Annotated in this window: 17 protein-coding genes, 1 tRNA gene and 1 other annotated feature; of the genes, 10 read left to right on the forward strand and 8 right to left on the reverse strand. The window is 50.6% G+C overall.

What is annotated here, in order from left to right; all coding sequences use genetic code 11:
- Positions 1 to 399 precede the first annotated feature (399 nt).
- The 5 genes from AB6Q56_RS06660 (at position 400) to AB6Q56_RS06680 (ending at position 4548) form a co-directional block, all read left to right on the forward strand.
- Positions 400 to 729, forward strand: coding sequence for a transposase (locus AB6Q56_RS06660; protein ID WP_434517123.1), 330 nt, complete (start codon positions 400 to 402; stop codon positions 727 to 729).
- A complete protein-coding gene (gene tnpB / locus AB6Q56_RS06665) occupies positions 726 to 1073 on the forward strand; it encodes an IS66 family insertion sequence element accessory protein TnpB (protein WP_434513754.1) in 348 nt (115 codons plus the stop codon). The genes AB6Q56_RS06660 and tnpB overlap by 4 nt, the downstream gene beginning before the upstream one ends.
- A 52-nt stretch (positions 1074 to 1125) precedes the next feature.
- Positions 1126 to 2661, forward strand: a complete 1536-nt coding sequence (gene tnpC / locus AB6Q56_RS06670; RefSeq protein WP_434513753.1) for an IS66 family transposase — start codon at positions 1126 to 1128, stop codon at positions 2659 to 2661.
- A gap of 1 nt (position 2662) precedes the next feature.
- On the forward strand, positions 2663 to 3256 hold the full coding sequence (locus AB6Q56_RS06675; protein WP_434513752.1) for a plasmid pRiA4b ORF-3 family protein: 594 nt from the start codon (positions 2663 to 2665) through the stop codon (positions 3254 to 3256).
- Between the two features lie 314 nt (positions 3257 to 3570).
- The gene (locus AB6Q56_RS06680; protein ID WP_205231579.1) at positions 3571 to 4548 is read left to right on the forward strand and encodes an IS5 family transposase; all 978 of its coding nucleotides are present in this window, start codon (positions 3571 to 3573) and stop codon (positions 4546 to 4548) included.
- A 500-nt stretch (positions 4549 to 5048) separates the two neighbouring features.
- Here the strand turns inward: AB6Q56_RS06680 and AB6Q56_RS06685 are convergent, their stop codons facing one another.
- The 3 genes from AB6Q56_RS06685 to AB6Q56_RS06695 all read right to left on the reverse strand — a co-directional run bounded on the left by AB6Q56_RS06685 (position 5049) and on the right by AB6Q56_RS06695 (position 6188).
- Positions 5049 to 5501 carry a DUF1178 family protein gene (locus tag AB6Q56_RS06685; protein WP_434516306.1) on the reverse strand — a complete coding sequence of 151 codons (453 nt, stop codon included), beginning with the start codon at positions 5499 to 5501 and terminating at the stop codon, positions 5049 to 5051.
- Positions 5502 to 5618: 117 nt separating this feature from the next.
- A tRNA-Leu gene (locus AB6Q56_RS06690) sits at positions 5619 to 5704 on the reverse strand.
- A 130-nt stretch (positions 5705 to 5834) separates the two neighbouring features.
- Complete coding sequence (locus tag AB6Q56_RS06695) at positions 5835 to 6188, reverse strand: H-NS family nucleoid-associated regulatory protein (RefSeq protein ID WP_434516307.1); 354 nt, start codon at positions 6186 to 6188, stop codon at positions 5835 to 5837.
- A gap of 540 nt (positions 6189 to 6728) precedes the next feature.
- Here AB6Q56_RS06695 and mobC point away from each other — a divergent pair.
- The 5 genes from mobC (at position 6729) to AB6Q56_RS06720 (ending at position 12076) form a co-directional block, all read left to right on the forward strand.
- A complete protein-coding gene (gene mobC, locus AB6Q56_RS06700; protein ID WP_434516308.1) occupies positions 6729 to 7103 on the forward strand; it encodes a plasmid mobilization relaxosome protein MobC in 375 nt (124 codons plus the stop codon).
- Complete coding sequence (locus tag AB6Q56_RS06705) at positions 7100 to 8830, forward strand: relaxase/mobilization nuclease domain-containing protein (protein WP_434516309.1); 1731 nt, start codon at positions 7100 to 7102, stop codon at positions 8828 to 8830. The genes mobC and AB6Q56_RS06705 overlap by 4 nt, the downstream gene beginning before the upstream one ends.
- Positions 8831 to 9452: 622 nt before the next feature.
- Positions 9453 to 9734, forward strand: a complete 282-nt coding sequence (locus tag AB6Q56_RS06710) for a hypothetical protein (RefSeq protein WP_434516310.1) — start codon at positions 9453 to 9455, stop codon at positions 9732 to 9734.
- Positions 9706 to 10937, forward strand: a protein-coding gene (locus tag AB6Q56_RS06715; RefSeq protein WP_434517128.1) for an IS3 family transposase whose coding sequence is annotated in 2 segments (ribosomal slippage) — positions 9706 to 9994 and positions 9994 to 10937 — 1233 coding nt in all. Because the reading frame shifts where the segments join, the coding sequence is not laid out codon by codon here. Before AB6Q56_RS06710 ends, AB6Q56_RS06715 begins: the two co-directional genes overlap by 29 nt.
- Positions 9984 to 10100: a sequence feature (AL1L pseudoknot), on the forward strand. It overlaps the preceding gene by 117 nt.
- A 95-nt stretch (positions 10938 to 11032) precedes the next feature.
- Positions 11033 to 12076, forward strand: coding sequence for a hypothetical protein (locus AB6Q56_RS06720; protein ID WP_434516311.1), 1044 nt, complete (start codon positions 11033 to 11035; stop codon positions 12074 to 12076).
- Between the two features lie 95 nt (positions 12077 to 12171).
- Here AB6Q56_RS06720 and AB6Q56_RS06725 read toward each other — a convergent pair whose 3' ends face one another.
- The 5 genes from AB6Q56_RS06725 to AB6Q56_RS06745 form a co-directional block, all read right to left on the reverse strand.
- A complete protein-coding gene (locus tag AB6Q56_RS06725) occupies positions 12172 to 12738 on the reverse strand; it encodes a hypothetical protein (protein WP_434516312.1) in 567 nt (188 codons plus the stop codon).
- A gap of 3 nt (positions 12739 to 12741) precedes the next feature.
- Complete coding sequence (locus tag AB6Q56_RS06730; protein WP_205231579.1) at positions 12742 to 13719, reverse strand: IS5 family transposase; 978 nt, start codon at positions 13717 to 13719, stop codon at positions 12742 to 12744.
- 14 nt (positions 13720 to 13733) lie between these two features.
- A complete protein-coding gene (locus AB6Q56_RS06735) occupies positions 13734 to 14180 on the reverse strand; it encodes a hypothetical protein (protein WP_434516313.1) in 447 nt (148 codons plus the stop codon).
- Between the two features lie 13 nt (positions 14181 to 14193).
- Complete coding sequence (locus AB6Q56_RS06740) at positions 14194 to 14625, reverse strand: hypothetical protein (RefSeq protein WP_434516314.1); 432 nt, start codon at positions 14623 to 14625, stop codon at positions 14194 to 14196.
- A gap of 278 nt (positions 14626 to 14903) precedes the next feature.
- Entirely contained in the window at positions 14904 to 15881 is a 978-nt protein-coding gene (locus tag AB6Q56_RS06745) for an IS5 family transposase (protein WP_434517136.1), read from the reverse strand.
- Positions 15882 to 15991: the final 110 nt, after the last annotated feature.

Here is a 15991-nt window from a genome sequence, read left to right on the forward strand (position 1 = left end):
TTGCCGGTGGCACTGATTACGGGGGGCACCTCAACAACTCACACAAGCCGAATACGAAGACGTGTTAGGTCGATTACTGACGCCGCCTGAACTTAAAAAGCACCGAAGCTATTTCCTCACCCCAAGCTTCGGCGTAGCAGTACCAACTGATCCTATCGTACCGCCCGAACTCCACGCTCATTTGATCTGGCGAGCGCAGTTTGAACGAGTCTCATCGACGTATTCCCAGTTTTATTCGTAAGCGTCCTTTCATGGCCGTCTGGCGAATAGTTTGAAACAGAGAGAAAGTGGTGCCCGCCAAACAAAGTAGCGGGGATCATTTTGGAGACAGCAGAGGTTGTTAGCGGCGGACGGCGTGGCCGGCCGAATTATCCGCTTGAATTCAAGCGCCGATTGGCCGTGGAAGCTTGCGAGCCCGGGGTGTCGGTGGCGAAGCTAGCGCTGCGGTACGGGCTGAACACGAACATGGTGTTCAAGTGGCGGCGGCAATATCGGGCGGGGCAGTTCGAGATACAGGGCGACTCCAAGGCCGTTGGGATACAGCCTCAGCCCCTGTTCCTGCCCGTAATTGCAGAACCGGCGGGCGACACAAAGGCCACCAAGGCGACGATCACCGCGGCGGCGGGATATATCGAGATCGTCCGGGGCCAGACCAGCGTTCGTGTGTGTGGCGATGTCACGGCCTCGGCACTGCATCTGGTACTGGATTGCCTGGCGTCCAGGGAATGATCGGACTGCCGGTAGGAACGCAGATCTGGCTGGCGGCCGGCGTGACTGATATGCGCCGTGGCTTTGATGGACTGGCTGCCATTGCCCAGGAGCAATTGGCGGCAGACCCATTCAGCGGTCACGTCTTCGTGTTTCGTGGCCGGCGCGGCGACCTCGTCAAACTGCTCTGGTGGGATGGCGATGGTCTGTGCCTGTTTGCCAAGCGGCTCGAACGCGGGCGCTTCATCTGGCCGAATGCCACCGATGGGCGAGTTCATCTGAGCAAAGCCCAACTTGCCATGCTCCTGGAAGGGATCGACTGGCGGCGTCCTGCGCGTACCTGGCAGCCCGAGCGGGCGGCGTAAAGCCGGCCTGCGGGGGCTGTTCACTGCCCCTGAATTCCCGTAGACTTCGGTCATGCCCAAGCCAGACCAATCCTCTACCAGCCAGGCTTCCTGCGAAGTCGATAAGCTGCGCCAGCAGGTTGAAAGGCTGCTTGAGGAGAACGCCCGTCTGAAGCTGCTCGTCGCCAAGTATCGTCGCCTGCACTTTGGCCAGAAATCGGAAACGCTGGCGCAATTGGGGCAACTCGATCTTGGGCTGGCGTTCGAGCCACTGCCGCTCACGCCGGCTTCGCCGATATCGTCCGCGCCGGATAAACCGGCCGACACGCCGCGAATCAGGAACCGCAAGCCCTTCCCGGAAACAGCGCCCCGCGAAACGGTGACGCATATGCCGACGGCAGAGTGCTGTCCGGATTGTGGCGGGCAATTTACGCACCTCGGTGAGGACGTTTCGGAAATGCTCGAGTACGTGCCAGCCAGTTTCAAAGTGATTCGCCATGTGCGGCCGAAACTGGCCTGCACCCGGTGTGATCACATTGCCCAAGCGGCGGCCCCCGCCCGTCCGATTCCCCGCGGCTTTGCCGGTCCTGCCCTGTTGGCTCACGTGCTGGTCGGTAAGTTCTGCGATCACTTGCCGCTGTATCGGCAAAGCGCCATTTATGCACGCAGCGGTCTGGACCTGGACAGGGCACTCCTGGCCGAATGGGTTGGACATTGCCATGACTTGCTCTCGCCGCTGGTGGATGCGATCCGGCGTTATGTCCTGGGCGGCAGCAAGGTACATGCCGATGACACACCGTTACCAGTGCTCGCGCCGGGCAAGGGGCGAACCAAGACCGCAAGGCTGTGGACGTATGTGCGGGATGATCGCCCAGCGGGAAGTGGCGATCCGCCAGCAGTCTGGTTTGCCTACTCGGAAGATCGCAAGGGACAACATCCCCGTGATCATCTGAAATCCTTCCGCGGCATCCTGCAAGCCGATGCTTATAGCGGGTTCGATGCCTTGTACGAGATTGGCAAGATTCAGGAAGCCGCCTGCTGGGCGCACGTCCGGCGCAAATTCGTCGATGTCTATCGGGCCCAGGCTTCGCCCATCGCGGCCGAGGCCATTGCCCAGATTGCCGAGCTGTATGCCGTCGAAAGTCAAATCCGTGGCCGATCGCCCGGTGAGCGGCAGGTCATTCGTCAAGTGCAAGCCTATCCCTTGCTCAAGATCATGCATGCCTGGCTCGACGCTCAGCGCCAGCGGATATCACGCAAATCCGGCCTTGCCGATGCAATCAGCTATGCGCTCAATCACTGGTCTGCGTTGATCCGCTATGCCGCAGATGGCCGAATCGAGATCGATAACAATGCGGCAGAGCGTGCATTACGCGGAGTCGCTTTGGGGCGAAAGAACTACCTGTTCGGCGGCTCGGATGTCGGCGGCGAGCGCGCAGCCAGCATGTATTGCCTGATCGGTAGCGCGAAACTCAATGGGATTGATCCCGAGGCTTACTTGCGGACAGTCCTGACCCGGATTGCCGAGCATCCGATCAATCGGATTCATGAGCTACTCCCGTGGAATCTTTACCCCGATCACGCCACCGTTGAACAGAAAGCTGCCTGAAATGAGTAACGTCATTGCGCTGAAGAAGCCCAGAGCCAAGAAGATTCCCGATCTGCTGCAACTGAAGATTGAGCTGGCCTGGATCAAGCCGACCATCTGGCGGCGCATCCTGGTGCCGGAGTCGATCACGCTGGGCAATCTACATCAGGTCCTGCAAGTCACCTTCGGCTGGTGCGATTACCACTTGCACGAGTTCGACTTTGGTGGCAAGCGCTTCGGCATTCCCGACCCCGAATTCGATTGGGAGCCAGTTCGCCCGGAGACACGAGTCCAGCTCAAAACCGCCTTGGGCGGCATGAGTTCGTTCAAGTACATCTACGACTTCGGCGATCACTGGGAACACCGGGTCAAGGTCGAGAAGAAATTGCCAGGCGATCCCGAATTGAGCCACCGTGCCATGCTCCTGAAAGCCGCGAATGCCACACCTCCGGAAGATGTCGGTGGCGCGCCCGGTTACGCAGACTTCGTGGCAGCCATGACCGACCCCAACCATCCCGAGCACCAGTCGATGTCCGAATGGCACGGCGATGCCTTCGATCCCGCATTCGTGGACGTCGTCGCCATTAGCCTCGCTTTACACGACCTGAAAATCTGATTTCAAGACGGCTTCGGGACGACGCTTACTTTTATTCTCGATGGGAGTTCTGCCGAAATGCAATTCCAGGCCTTTTTTCCGGGGTGAGCCCACCCGTTGAACTCTCACTCAGCAGCATTGCCATCATGGAGGGCGTTTTGGGGGCTTCATGGTTAGCAGCGCTCGAAATTGCCAAAGAGTGGAATCAAACACTCGTCGGCTTTTGCAAACAAAATTCGATTCAACCTAAGGAAACTCTGCATAAGCGCCCATCATGCAGCGCAATTTGAGAAAATGACGGCATTGTCATTGAGTTGGTGAGGCAGATGAATCTGATGAAGCAACTGAGCTTGGCTGAGACGGGATTTTTGCCGAAAGCCGGCAAGCAAACCCGCAAGGCAGTGTTCCTGGCGGAGATGGAAACAGTGGTGCCGTGGTCGCGTCTTGAGGCGCTGATCGAGCCGTTCTATCCGAAGAAGGGAAACGGTCGTCCGCCGATGCCGTTGGGCACGATGTTGCGGATTCACTTCTTGCAGCAATGGTTTGGTTACTCCGACCCAGCAATGGAAGAAGCACTGCACGATGTTCCGTTGTTGCGTCGCTTTGCCGGACTGGATGCCTTCGAAGACGTGATGCCGGACGAAAGTACGATTCTTCGCTTCCGTCATCTGCTGGAGAAGCATGACCTGGCGGTGGCGATCTTTGCCGAGGTCAATGCCGTGCTGTCGGAGAAAGGCCTGTCGATGAAGCGCGGTACGGTGGTCGATGCCACGCTGATTGCAGCACCGAGTTCGACGAAGAACGAAGACAAGAAGCGCGATCCGGAAATGACGCAGACCAAGAAGGGCAATCAGTGGCACTTCGGCATGAAGGCGCACATTGGCGTCGATGCCGACAGCGGCTTGATACATACCGTTGAATGCACGACGGCCAAGGTCGCCGACATTGCGATGATGGAGAAGTGCCTGCACGGGGAAGAAGCCATTGCGCTCGGTGATCGCGGCTATCACAAGAAGAACCGGACGATTGACGCGTTCCAGAAGGAAGGCAATCTGTCTGTTCTGACACCGACCAAGAAGCCGGCTGGCGGCACGCTGACTGTGGAGCAGAAAGCGTTCAATCGGATGCTGTCCTCGGTGCGGGCAATTGTCGAACATCCGTTCCGAGTAGTGAAGCGCCAGTTTGGCTTTGTGAAAGTTCGCTACCGTGGTCTGGCGAAGAATACCGGGCAAATCGTGACGTTGTTTGCGCTGGCCAATTTGTGGATGGCGCGCAAGCGATTGTTGCCCTTGCTGGGCGAGGTGCGCCCGTGAAACGTGAAATACAGGGAAAACTCCCTGGATTTCCCGGTCAACGGTCGAAAATCGCCTATTTCTCATCGCTTTTATGACGACCTACCAGTAAATGGCCGGTTGTTCAGAGAGTCCCTAACCTACAATGGCTCACCGCAGTTGATCAGTGGGCAAACCGACTTGGATGCTGGAGGAACCGGAGTTATTTTCCAGTTGGAGTGATCCGGGTCGCGAATACAGCAACCGGGGAACATCAACTCTACTTTGTAGTTGTCTGATACTTTGCACGCCGTAGTCGGATGAAATTTTCACGAACTCGGAAGTACCACCCGTGTTGTTTATCGTGAAAAGTTTTCTGTCTCGCAAAGAGACTACTACCTACGGACAAGGGATAAATTTGCGACCAAATGTTTAGGCTACGGGGCTCATTTGTGGCCTTGCCAAGACTGGGGGACTGGATTGTGGTGGAAGTTGTGGCCTGAAATCAGCTCCGTAAGCAACGGGTCACAACTTAAAATCAGTCACTTAGTACGCACCTTGAAAGGGCAAAATTGTGTCACCCGACTCTCATCTCGGAGAGCATCACACTCATCTGCACTAGCGTGGCCGCGAATAGCTCTTTCTGGGGCTTCGTTGTAATGTATTTTCCTCGCCTCTTCTGCGAAGGAGTGTCCAACATCTTCGCTACCGGCAATAATTGTCTGAACCAATTGACGATACAGAGCCATTGCTTGAGTGCCTACAGGCATAAGTGCAGTACTTACGGACTCACTTGCTGAACTGACTGCGGCTTCGCTTTGATTGCCAGCGCTAGATGAAATTGCCACGGCGGATGGTATGCGCCGAATGGCGTCGCTATCGCATTGCGGACAAACAATCTGGTGTCCCTCGAGCTGTCGCTTGAAGTCGTCTACGCTGCGAAACCAACCTTCGAATTTATGATTGTTATCGCAGCTAAGGTCGTAAATAATCATTTCGGTGTGCTTGCAAGTTCGTCAGGAGCGAATCTGGAGTAAGCCATCTCATCGCCCGATTGTCGTATTGGCCCCGAGGATTTGCCTACTAAAGAGCACTATCTAAAACAGGATGGATGGTGCCCGGGACGGGAATCGAACCCGTACAGCCAGAGGCCGAGAGATTTTAAGTCTCTTGTGTCTACCAATTTCACCACCCGGGCACTTATAAAACAGTAACTTACATTAGCGTGTTGTCTTTTGCGCTGCACACCATGCACACAACTGCACACAAAACTGCACACGAGCAACGGGGCAGGATTGTAGCACAGCCCCCCCCCCCCGCCCCACTCGTTACTTCTGAATCAAGAGGTCTTCGAGCTTCCCGCCAGCCTCCAAATGCTCCCTGACCCATATAGGCCGTTTGGATGTAGCCCCAAGGCCAGTCCAAGTTTCATTAGGGTTCTTGGGGTTCCGATACTTTGCTTGTTTGGGTGCGCTACGGCCATCGGGTTTATCAGTAGCTTTTGATGCCTTCTTCTTTGGTGCAGGTAACTTAAAACCACACTCTTCCGCAGTTAGATTAAATGCTTTAATGGTTTCAAGAACAGATGCTATAGCCGCAGGTTTTTCTGTTACAAGAGCGTTTGCAATGTCTTTATCTAACGCTTCCCTATCTTTAATCAGTTCCTTGTAAGTCTTGGACATATCACACACCCTCTCACTAGAAAGTTAAGTCGTCAGAACTTTACACCTGCTATGTAGAAGTTGCAATACGGATACTGACGCGCTTCACTTGTCTGATTCCTGTTTGTTTGCAAGCAAGCCAAACACGAACCTAACAAAGATTTTCACTTTGGCCTATGCGCCCTCCCCGGTGTAGTCAGCACTGCACGCCGCAACCCATCGGCAATAAACCACACGCCTTAATTACTTAGGTTATATCTATATATCGGTTATCCCGGAAATATAGATTAGGTTATGTTTAAATATATTTCGCTAATTAGTTGAATTACTGACTACATTTTGATATATTAAATTCACATAGCATGTTAAAGCATTAGGTTTAACTTGTGGATGTTACGAGATTTGTATTTATATTTATATACGATGATAGGCACCAATAGGAACTGACTACAATCGCTGCGCTCATTTCGTCAGTCCCTAGCGCCCCCATCTCGCTAACGCTCCACGGGTCCCCCTGATGCTTCGCATACTTAAAACTAAAATATATCGGAGGATAAGACAATGACTACACAAAACGAACAACAGAAGGCTAAGCCAAACCGCAATAAAGAATATTACGAAAAGACCAAAGGCTTTGTCGTCAGCATCCGGTTACCCGGTTCGACAATGGAGAAGTTTGACCAGATGACAGAGGAAACACAGCTAGGCAAAAGCCAACTAATTAAAGCAATTCTAGACGGTGCAACAATCAAAGTTCCAAATCCAAGAGTAACCGAAGAATTATTACGCCAACTGACAGCAATCGGGAACAATCTAAATCAACTAACCAAGATTGCAAACGAAGCACACAAGGCAGGCTTGATAAACGTTGGTGGCTTGACAAGCAGACTCAATGACATCTACAGCCAGATTGATGTAATTAAAGGACAGCTATGATAACGAATATTCACAGAGCCAAAACGGCCAGTGATATTCAAAGATATGTCCGTTACACATTGGCACCAAAAGAAGAAAAAGAAAATCAACACTACCAAGCCGGCGAGCGTGTATTAGATATTGATACACAGTATATAAGCATTGGACCGGATGTTGAGCATAACGCCACCTCGCATGACATTACCAATCAAATTATGGATTGGAACAACGAACATCGACCGGGAAAGAAAGCACCCGCCTGTCCAGCGTTGCTTGGTGAATTTAGTTTTACCAAGGCCGACAAAGAACAGTTCTATACAGAGTCGCACACCGGAGAGCGATACCTAGACACAAGGAAAATATTAGCCGTGTGCAAACGGGGAATCGGTATGACCATGAGTGATGACCGCCCTATGTTCTTATCACTACATGGCGATACGGAGTGTTTGCATGTTCATTTTGCCGCAGCGATGGTAGATAGCCACGGAAAGATTTGGGACGGTTCAACATTGACCGATGAACACGGAAATAAAACAAAGGTTCGTGATTATCGTCAATGGGAACTAACCAACGAGAAACTAGAAATTGAATACGGCCTAGAACGAGTGCAACATCGTAAAGCAATGATGCATGAAGGCGAACATAGACAATCACAAGTCAAGCGCCCAAGTAATGCGGAAGTTCATCTATTGAAAGATAAAGGGATTCTTTCAGATAGTATGGACTTAGCTGGTAGATTAGCACGCGCATATACCGAAAGTAATAATCAGTTTGATAAGTTCTTAGAACTTGCAGAGCAGTACCACATCCGTATCAAACCAAATATGAATGCCACCAAGGTAAATGGCCTTTCGTTTGCAACAGAAGATATGGACGGTTTTATTAAAGCGTCAGACTTAGGAAAAAAATACAAATGGGCTAACTTAGAAAAGGAACTTAATTATGAACACAGCAGAGATTTTCAAAAACTCGCAGGACTCAAAGCTAGAGAAAGTGCAAACCGACCAGTTGTTGAAACAAGTATCAACACAGCTAGCGAACTTACTCGAATCACAGAAGAACTTACTAGAGTTACAGAAGCACTTACCGAAACCGTCCGAATCGAACAAGGCGCTAATGTCGCAGATAACGGAATTAGTCCTAGCATCGGACATGAAGACAGAAACGAACTTGCACGACCTAGCAGCGTACCTCAAGAAGTTACGGGACAACGAGCCTCTAACCGTGAAGATGGACGCTCCGAAAATACCAGTACAACCAGCACCGATAATAGACATATCGCCGCTAGCCTTGATAGTGTCGGGGGTTCTCCTAGTTATCAACCTAGCACTAGCATACGGTATGTGGAATCTGTCGAACAAAGTATCAAGTCCGCAACAGACAACAACAGCAGAAATGGCTTTAATGAGCAAACGGTTGGACAAACTGGGGCAGGACACAGCGACGAACAACCAGTGGCTACAGTCGATTTACAAGAAGATAAAGTAAAACGCCGCGAACGCTCTATAACTAATCTAATTACCAAGGGTGGTATGACTCGTGAACAAGCTGAATTTGCGTATGAAAAAGAACGCCAGCTAGCAGCCAAACGAGCAGAAGAACCAACTTGGACACCTGATAAGCCAGTTACCAAAGAACCTGATATAAGTGATATGAGTAGAAGGCTTGCAGAGTACGCCAAACAGATGAATACACAGAATAGTTCTAGGTCGTCTGGATATAGCAATGATAGCGGGCTATCTATATGACGGCGGTACTAGCAAAAGAAGTGGGGATGATATTTAACTAACACCCCTACCCTGCACCCGTACATATTCACGCATCTAAAGTACCGCACGATAGATACCGGAATATGTTCATTAACTATATTGCTTTGATGTATCGCAGTCAATAAGAAAGCAATTTAGTTACACAACATCGCATCAACCAGAATCACAAAAGCGCCTAATACATGCGGGGGGACCCTCTGGGGGGCAGCAGCCCTAGGTAATATTTGTATTAGGGATAAAAAACACTTTCAAAAACACCACTCACAGATAGCAACAACAAGGCTTTCCGTGTTTTTCAAAAAAATAAAAATCATCTATAAATACTTATATAATCCACAACCAGATAGAATTACATAAAATACGGACGCAAAAAAACCGAGGTTTTTACACCCTGGTTATATTGACTACATTGAAAATGTATAGTAATGTATTCGGAGTAATTCAAATTAGCAGTTTGAATTACTCAAGACTGAAAGCAACCCAACATGCAATCAATCTCTTTCATTTATTATTTTAATGATTAATATAAAATAGTCAAGTGTAGTGAAGGAACATCGGGTAAGAGTTCTTCAGTTTTGTAACTGAACAGAGGACCCAACCCATGAACTACAGAACAGCAAACAGACAACAACAAGCAGCTAGATTACTAAATCAGCACTATGCCGAAACAAAAGAAAATCTACTTGGCGACGGCTTGAAGCTATGCAGACGCGCAAAAGCTCACAATAGCCACAATCCAGATACAGCATACATTGAAGTAAATACAAAGGATGGCCGAACATTCGCCAACATGCGGGATGTTGAATCGCCCCGGGAATTGAGGAGGCTCCATTACCTGAGAGAATGGAGCCATGATGAGCAAATCAAACAGATATTCCCCTGAAGTCAGAGAACGTGCGGTGAGGCTGGTACAAGAAGCCCGCAAAGAACATCCGTCGCAATGGGCAGCCATTGAATCGATAGCCCCGAAGATTGGTTGCGCAGCCCAGACGTTGCATGACTGGGTCAAGCGACATGAAGTGGATACGGGCCGGCGCGATGGGATAACCACCGATGAGCGTGAGCGTATGAAAGCCTTGGAGCGGGAGAACAAGGAGCTCCGTCAGGCCAACGAAATTCTGCGGCTAGCCAGTGCGTTTTTCGCGCAGGCGGAGCTCGACCGCCTCAAGAAGAAGTGAGGACATTTATTGACCGGCACCGGGAGACATATGGGGTCGAGCCGCTCTGCAAGCTATTGCAGGTTGCCCCGTCTGGCTATTGGCGTCACGCTGCCCGGCAACGCAATCCTTCCCTGCGGAGCGCCAGGGCGCAACGGGATGAATTGCTGATTCCTCAGATTCAACGGGTTTGGCAGGCCAATTTCCAAGTCTATGGTGTCCGCAAGGTTTGGCGGCAATTGCTCCGTGAGGGAACGCCCGTGGCGCGTTGCACGGTCGAACGGCTGATGAAGCATCTTGGCCTGGAAGGCGTCAGGCGCGGCAAGATCATGCAAACGACCTTCAGCGACACCCGTACGCCTTGCCCGCTGGATCGGGTGAATCGCCAGTTCAAGGCCGAGCGCCCGAACCAACTGTGGGTCTCTGATTTTACGTATGTCTCTACTTGGCAGGGATTTGTCTATGTCGCCTTTGTGATTGATGTCTTCGCTCGTCGTATCGTCGGCTGGCGTGTCAGCAGGTCAATGCGTACCGATTTTGTCCTCGATGCGCTTGAGCAGGCGCTGTATGACCGACAGCCCAAGCGTGACGGGGCACTGATTCATCACTCAGACAGGGGAAGCCAGTACGTTTCCATCCGCTACACCGAGCGGCTGGCCGAAGCAGGCATCGAGCCCTCTGTCGGCAGCAAAGGCGACTCTTACGATAATGCCCTGGCTGAAACCATCAACGGCCTCTACAAAGCCGAATTGGTTTATCACCGGGGCCCCTGGAAAACCATCGAGTCCCTGGAGCTGGCCACCCTGACTTGGGTGACTTGGTTCAATCACACTCGACTCCTCGAGCCCATCGGAAACATCCCGCCCGCCGAGGCGGAGGAACGGTACTATTCACAATCCCTTGTGCAGGCAACGACCGCCTGCACTTAAACCTCGGAGCCTCTACGAAACCCGGGGCGATTCATGTTGCACATTGCGGCAATGCCCATCTATGCGCCCATTGTTCAAGTGTCAAAGCGGCACACATGCGCGACTGGATTACAGAAATATTCTTACCAGAGATTGATAGACGCGGTTTAAGTATCGGTCTTTTGACACTTACAGCTCACCACAAGCGCGATATTGATTGGTCAGTGTTTGTATCTAATTTTTATCTAGCTCTCGCAGAGTTCAGAAGGTCAATAAAGTACAACCTAGACGCCATGGGTAGCCTTGGGCGCATTAGAACTATGGAATCGCCAGTAGGCTTAAATGGCTTGCATATCCACATGCACGACCTATTTACATATAAACCGGGCGTAGATATTGAAGCATTTGAAGCAGTTGCATTAAAGAAGTGGAAAGCAGCCCTAAAGAAGTTCGGCCTAAAGTGTAATGGTCATGGTGTTAATCTACGCAAAAACGGCGAGTTTGATGCACGATACATTGCAAAAGAGATTGCAGCAGAAGTAGCCGCTTATGATACCAAGACCGAAAGTAAGAGAGACTTACAAACGCTTTTCCAACTATTAGATAAAAATAGATTGGGTGATTCTCTAGCCGGTAATGACTGGATTAGAGCAGCAAAGGCTATCCAAGGTCGTGACAAATGGAATGTAGGTCAATTAGCCACAAAACTAGGTATTCCATGTCCTAGCGAGTGGAGAAAGCCAAAAGACCGCGCTATGGATGAAGAACAATCGCAGCTAATCGAGTATCCACAAGTACATCATATAGTAGCCACAGCGCCAACCAATGAACGTGCAGGACTGGCATTTATATTGCGTGCAGCTCGTAGCGAATCAACACACGCAGGCAGCGTCAAAATAATGGCTTTGCGCATGTGCGATGAAACAATTAAATCTAATATAGAATTAATTAAACGCAAACACGCCAAGAAGTTAGCAGATAAATTAAAAGAGGCATCTACAGAAATAGAAAAAGACAAGCTTCTATCTATTCATGTGTCGCGTTGTGATTTTGAAATCGAAGATTACAAGAAAGTAATACACAACTACATGAATCCAACGCCAATCATTATAACGCCAGTACCAACCATTATACCCGGTCTAGAGCTAGACTTTTCCTAAGTCAGGCTCATAGGCCAGTGGAACAATCTATTGTTGGCGCCAGCGCTGCATTTCTCTGACACCTGTTTGCTGTGTTTTGCAAATGCCAATTTGCATTAGCTACCTTGCAATTTTTTCTGAGCAAGACCTATTAATGCACGGCCACACCCTGCAGTTACAACCATCTCATTTCTCGCTGCATCAATTGCGGCCTTGTTGCGGCTCAAAATAGCCTTTGCCTGCCTTTCATTAATCGATGGATTATACTGGCATTGCGCAATTAACATCTCCTCATACCAGGCAGACATTTGTGGCACCTCGATATAATCATCAATTGTTAGCCAATAAATATCTCTGGACGAGCGATTCATCATTTCGTCGATTAGTCGTTGAGGCATTCGTTCAGCAACAAAAAAATCTCTAACTGAACGCATTGCAAAAGCCTGTTGCTCTGCGATTTTACTTGGAGGAATATTTGTTATGCTTGTATTTTTGATGAATGGCCGATGGAGTCCTACACCTCCTCCTTTATGGAGTCTAAAATCTCTTTCCACACCTGCCATTGCCACTATGGACTCTCTGAACAACCGGCCATTTACTGGTAGGTCGTCATAAAAGCGATGAGAAATAGGCGATTTTCGACCGTTGACCGGGAAATCCAGGGAGTTTTCCCTGTATTTCACGTTTCACGGGCGCACCTCGCCCAGCAAGGGCAACAATCGCTTGCGCGCCATCCACAAATTGGCCAGCGCAAACAACGTCACGATTTGCCCGGTATTCTTCGCCAGACCACGGTAGCGAACTTTCACAAAGCCAAACTGGCGCTTCACTACTCGGAACGGATGTTCGACAATTGCCCGCACCGAGGACAGCATCCGATTGAACGCTTTCTGCTCCACAGTCAGCGTGCCGCCAGCCGGCTTCTTGGTCGGTGTCAGAACAGACAGATTGCCTTCCTTCTGGAACGCGTCAATCGTCCGGTTCTTCTTGTGATAGCCGCGATCACCGAGCGCAATGGCTTCTTCCCCGTGCAGGCACTTCTCCATCATCGCAATGTCGGCGACCTTGGCCGTCGTGCATTCAACGGTATGTATCAAGCCGCTGTCGGCATCGACGCCAATGTGCGCCTTCATGCCGAAGTGCCACTGATTGCCCTTCTTGGTCTGCGTCATTTCCGGATCGCGCTTCTTGTCTTCGTTCTTCGTCGAACTCGGTGCTGCAATCAGCGTGGCATCGACCACCGTACCGCGCTTCATCGACAGGCCTTTCTCCGACAGCACGGCATTGACCTCGGCAAAGATCGCCACCGCCAGGTCATGCTTCTCCAGCAGATGACGGAAGCGAAGAATCGTACTTTCGTCCGGCATCACGTCTTCGAAGGCATCCAGTCCGGCAAAGCGACGCAACAACGGAACATCGTGCAGTGCTTCTTCCATTGCTGGGTCGGAGTAACCAAACCATTGCTGCAAGAAGTGAATCCGCAACATCGTGCCCAACGGCATCGGCGGACGACCGTTTCCCTTCTTCGGATAGAACGGCTCGATCAGCGCCTCAAGACGCGACCACGGCACCACTGTTTCCATCTCCGCCAGGAACACTGCCTTGCGGGTTTGCTTGCCGGCTTTCGGCAAAAATCCCGTCTCAGCCAAGCTCAGTTGCTTCATCAGATTCATCTGCCTCACCAACTCAATGACAATGCCGTCATTTTCTCAAATTGCGCTGCATGATGGGCGCTTATGCAGAGTTTCCCTATTACACACGAACTAGCGCATACATATACACGTTCTCCAGAGTTTTCATAACGAGGGGCTGCGGAAAAATTTTGGGTTCTTAACATGGAATCCCGAACAACTTTGGCTAGTTTAAGCGCCTCGGCAACATCACCTCCGAGTGAGTCCAGTACCAGCCAGCGATAAATATCTGTTGACTTTGGTTTTGATGAAACAATGGCCAGCAGTTTATTTGCATCGCCTTCAATAATTTCTCCGTGCAAATCTATCCAGCAGCCAACATCTAATTCGTTACTTTTAGGGCAGGTAACAGAAAAATTAGCGGCATGAGACGTTAGGCAAAATCCCAAAAGGGCAACCATTAGCATAGTTGCAAGCGCTGAATTTGCTTTCATTTATATTATTCGGTTAAGTTAATTTTCCACTAAATAAATGGAATACGGATACCGCAATTGCGGCACCTCCTGTTAAGAATGATACAAAACTAAGCCAAAACGACGCCCAAGACAACTTCCCATACTGATTTGAATCAATTAGGAATATCGTTAGTTTATTTTTGTATTCAGGATATTCTTTTAGTCTGATTTTTCTTGCCGTAAGCCGAAAATCGATGGTTCTCGTGAGTACGGCTATACAACAAAAAATCGCTGCCACAAAAAAACAGATAAATGCTGCCAATAAAAAAGGCTTAACCATTTCCGTTATGATTAATTTATCACTTTGAACTAGCGCAAAGCAAACACCGAGACCGGATAAAGACCAACCGGAAATAAGAGCTATCGCCACCGAGAACTGAGAAATAGCCAGCCCCTGCCACCTGTTATATCTTGAAGTGCCCATGTCAATATATTTTGATTTGTGCTTGGCTGAAGTCTAGTTGTAGGTCGAAAGCTGTCATCATATCACTATGCAAAGGGAATTGCGAGCGGCTGCTATTGGCCAGATAGACCAGCCCCCGTTCCCAAAAAGCTGATGCTTCTGCGATGCTGCAGCACACATTAAGGATTCTCTGAACAACCCACTGCTTTGGCGCAGGCTGTCATAAAAAAAACATGAAAAACAGGCGATTTTCGACCGTTGGCCATGAAATGCAGAGGTTCTCCTCTGCATTTCGCGCTTCACGGGCGCACCTCGCCCATCAAAGGCATCAATCGCTTGCGTGCCAGCCACAGATTGGTCAGCGCAAACAGGGTGACAATCTGCCCGGTATTCTTCGCCAGACCACGATAGCGAACCTTCACAAAGCCAAACTGCCGCTTCACCACCCGGAAGGGGTGTTCAACAATCGCCCGTGCCGCCGACAGCATCCGGTTGAAAGCCTTCTGCTCTTTGCTCAGCGCACCACCCGCCGGCTTCTTGGTCGGCGTCAGGACAGACAGATCGCCCTCCTTCTCGAAGTCGTCGAGGGTTCGATTCTTCTTGTGATAGCCACGATCGCCCAAGACCAGCGTTTCTTCCCCGTGCAGGCAGGCTTCCATCATCGTGATGTCCGCGACCTTTGCCGTCGTGCATTCCACGGTGTGAATCAAGCCGCTCTCAGCATCGACGCCAATGTGCGCCTTCATGCCGAAGTGCCACTGATTGCCCTTCTTGGTCTGCGTCATTTCCGGATCGCGTTTCTTGTCCTCGTTCTTGGTCGAACTGGGCGCCGCAATCAGCGTGGCATCGACGACCGTACCGCGCTTCATCGACAGGCCTTTCTCCGACAATACAGCATTGACCTCAGCGAAAATCGCGACCGCCAGATCATGCTTCTCCAGCAGATGCCGGAAGCGCAGAATCGTGCTTTCGTCCGGCATCACGTCTTCGAAGGCATCCAACCCAGCAAAGCGCCGCAACAGCGGAACGTCGTGCAGCGCCTCTTCCATCGCCGGATCAGAGTAGCCAAACCATTGCTGCATGAAGTGAATCCGCAACATCGTGCCCAACGGCATCGGTGGCCGACCGTTTCCCTTCTTTGGGTAGAACGGTTCGATCAGTGCTTCCAGGCGAGACCATGGAACAACCGTTTCCATCTCCGCCAGGAACACCGCCTTTCGGGTTTGCTTGCCCGCTTTCGGCAGGAAACCCGTCTCAGCCAGGCTCAGTTGCTTCATCGATTTCATCTGTCTCATCAACGCAATGACAATGCCGTCATTTTCTCAAATCACGCTGCATAACGGTCACTTATGCAGACTTTCCTTAAGAAATCATCAAAAATTGCATA

The sequence above is a fragment of the Dechloromonas sp. ARDL1 genome (genome assembly GCF_051122455.1).
GTDB lineage: Bacteria > Pseudomonadota > Gammaproteobacteria > Burkholderiales > Rhodocyclaceae > Azonexus.

Coding starts and splice junctions, on each gene's coding strand:
- AB6Q56_RS06710 (WP_434516310.1), top strand. CDS start 9,453: ATGAACTACAGAACAGCAAACAGACAACAACAAGCAGCTAGATTACTA.
- AB6Q56_RS06745 (WP_434517136.1), bottom strand. CDS start 15,881: ATGAAGCAACTGAGCCTGGCTGAGACGGGTTTCCTGCCGAAAGCGGGC.
- AB6Q56_RS06730 (WP_205231579.1), bottom strand. CDS start 13,719: ATGAAGCAACTGAGCTTGGCTGAGACGGGATTTTTGCCGAAAGCCGGC.
- tnpC (WP_434513753.1), top strand. CDS start 1,126: ATGCCCAAGCCAGACCAATCCTCTACCAGCCAGGCTTCCTGCGAAGTC.
- AB6Q56_RS06705 (WP_434516309.1), top strand. CDS start 7,100: ATGATAACGAATATTCACAGAGCCAAAACGGCCAGTGATATTCAAAGA.
- AB6Q56_RS06680 (WP_205231579.1), top strand. CDS start 3,571: ATGAAGCAACTGAGCTTGGCTGAGACGGGATTTTTGCCGAAAGCCGGC.
- AB6Q56_RS06735 (WP_434516313.1), bottom strand. CDS start 14,180: ATGAAAGCAAATTCAGCGCTTGCAACTATGCTAATGGTTGCCCTTTTG.
- AB6Q56_RS06695 (WP_434516307.1), bottom strand. CDS start 6,188: ATGTCCAAGACTTACAAGGAACTGATTAAAGATAGGGAAGCGTTAGAT.
- mobC (WP_434516308.1), top strand. CDS start 6,729: ATGACTACACAAAACGAACAACAGAAGGCTAAGCCAAACCGCAATAAA.
- AB6Q56_RS06740 (WP_434516314.1), bottom strand. CDS start 14,625: ATGGGCACTTCAAGATATAACAGGTGGCAGGGGCTGGCTATTTCTCAG.
- AB6Q56_RS06675 (WP_434513752.1), top strand. CDS start 2,663: ATGAGTAACGTCATTGCGCTGAAGAAGCCCAGAGCCAAGAAGATTCCC.
- AB6Q56_RS06685 (WP_434516306.1), bottom strand. CDS start 5,501: ATGATTATTTACGACCTTAGCTGCGATAACAATCATAAATTCGAAGGT.
- tnpB (WP_434513754.1), top strand. CDS start 726: ATGATCGGACTGCCGGTAGGAACGCAGATCTGGCTGGCGGCCGGCGTG.
- AB6Q56_RS06720 (WP_434516311.1), top strand. CDS start 11,033: ATGCGCGACTGGATTACAGAAATATTCTTACCAGAGATTGATAGACGC.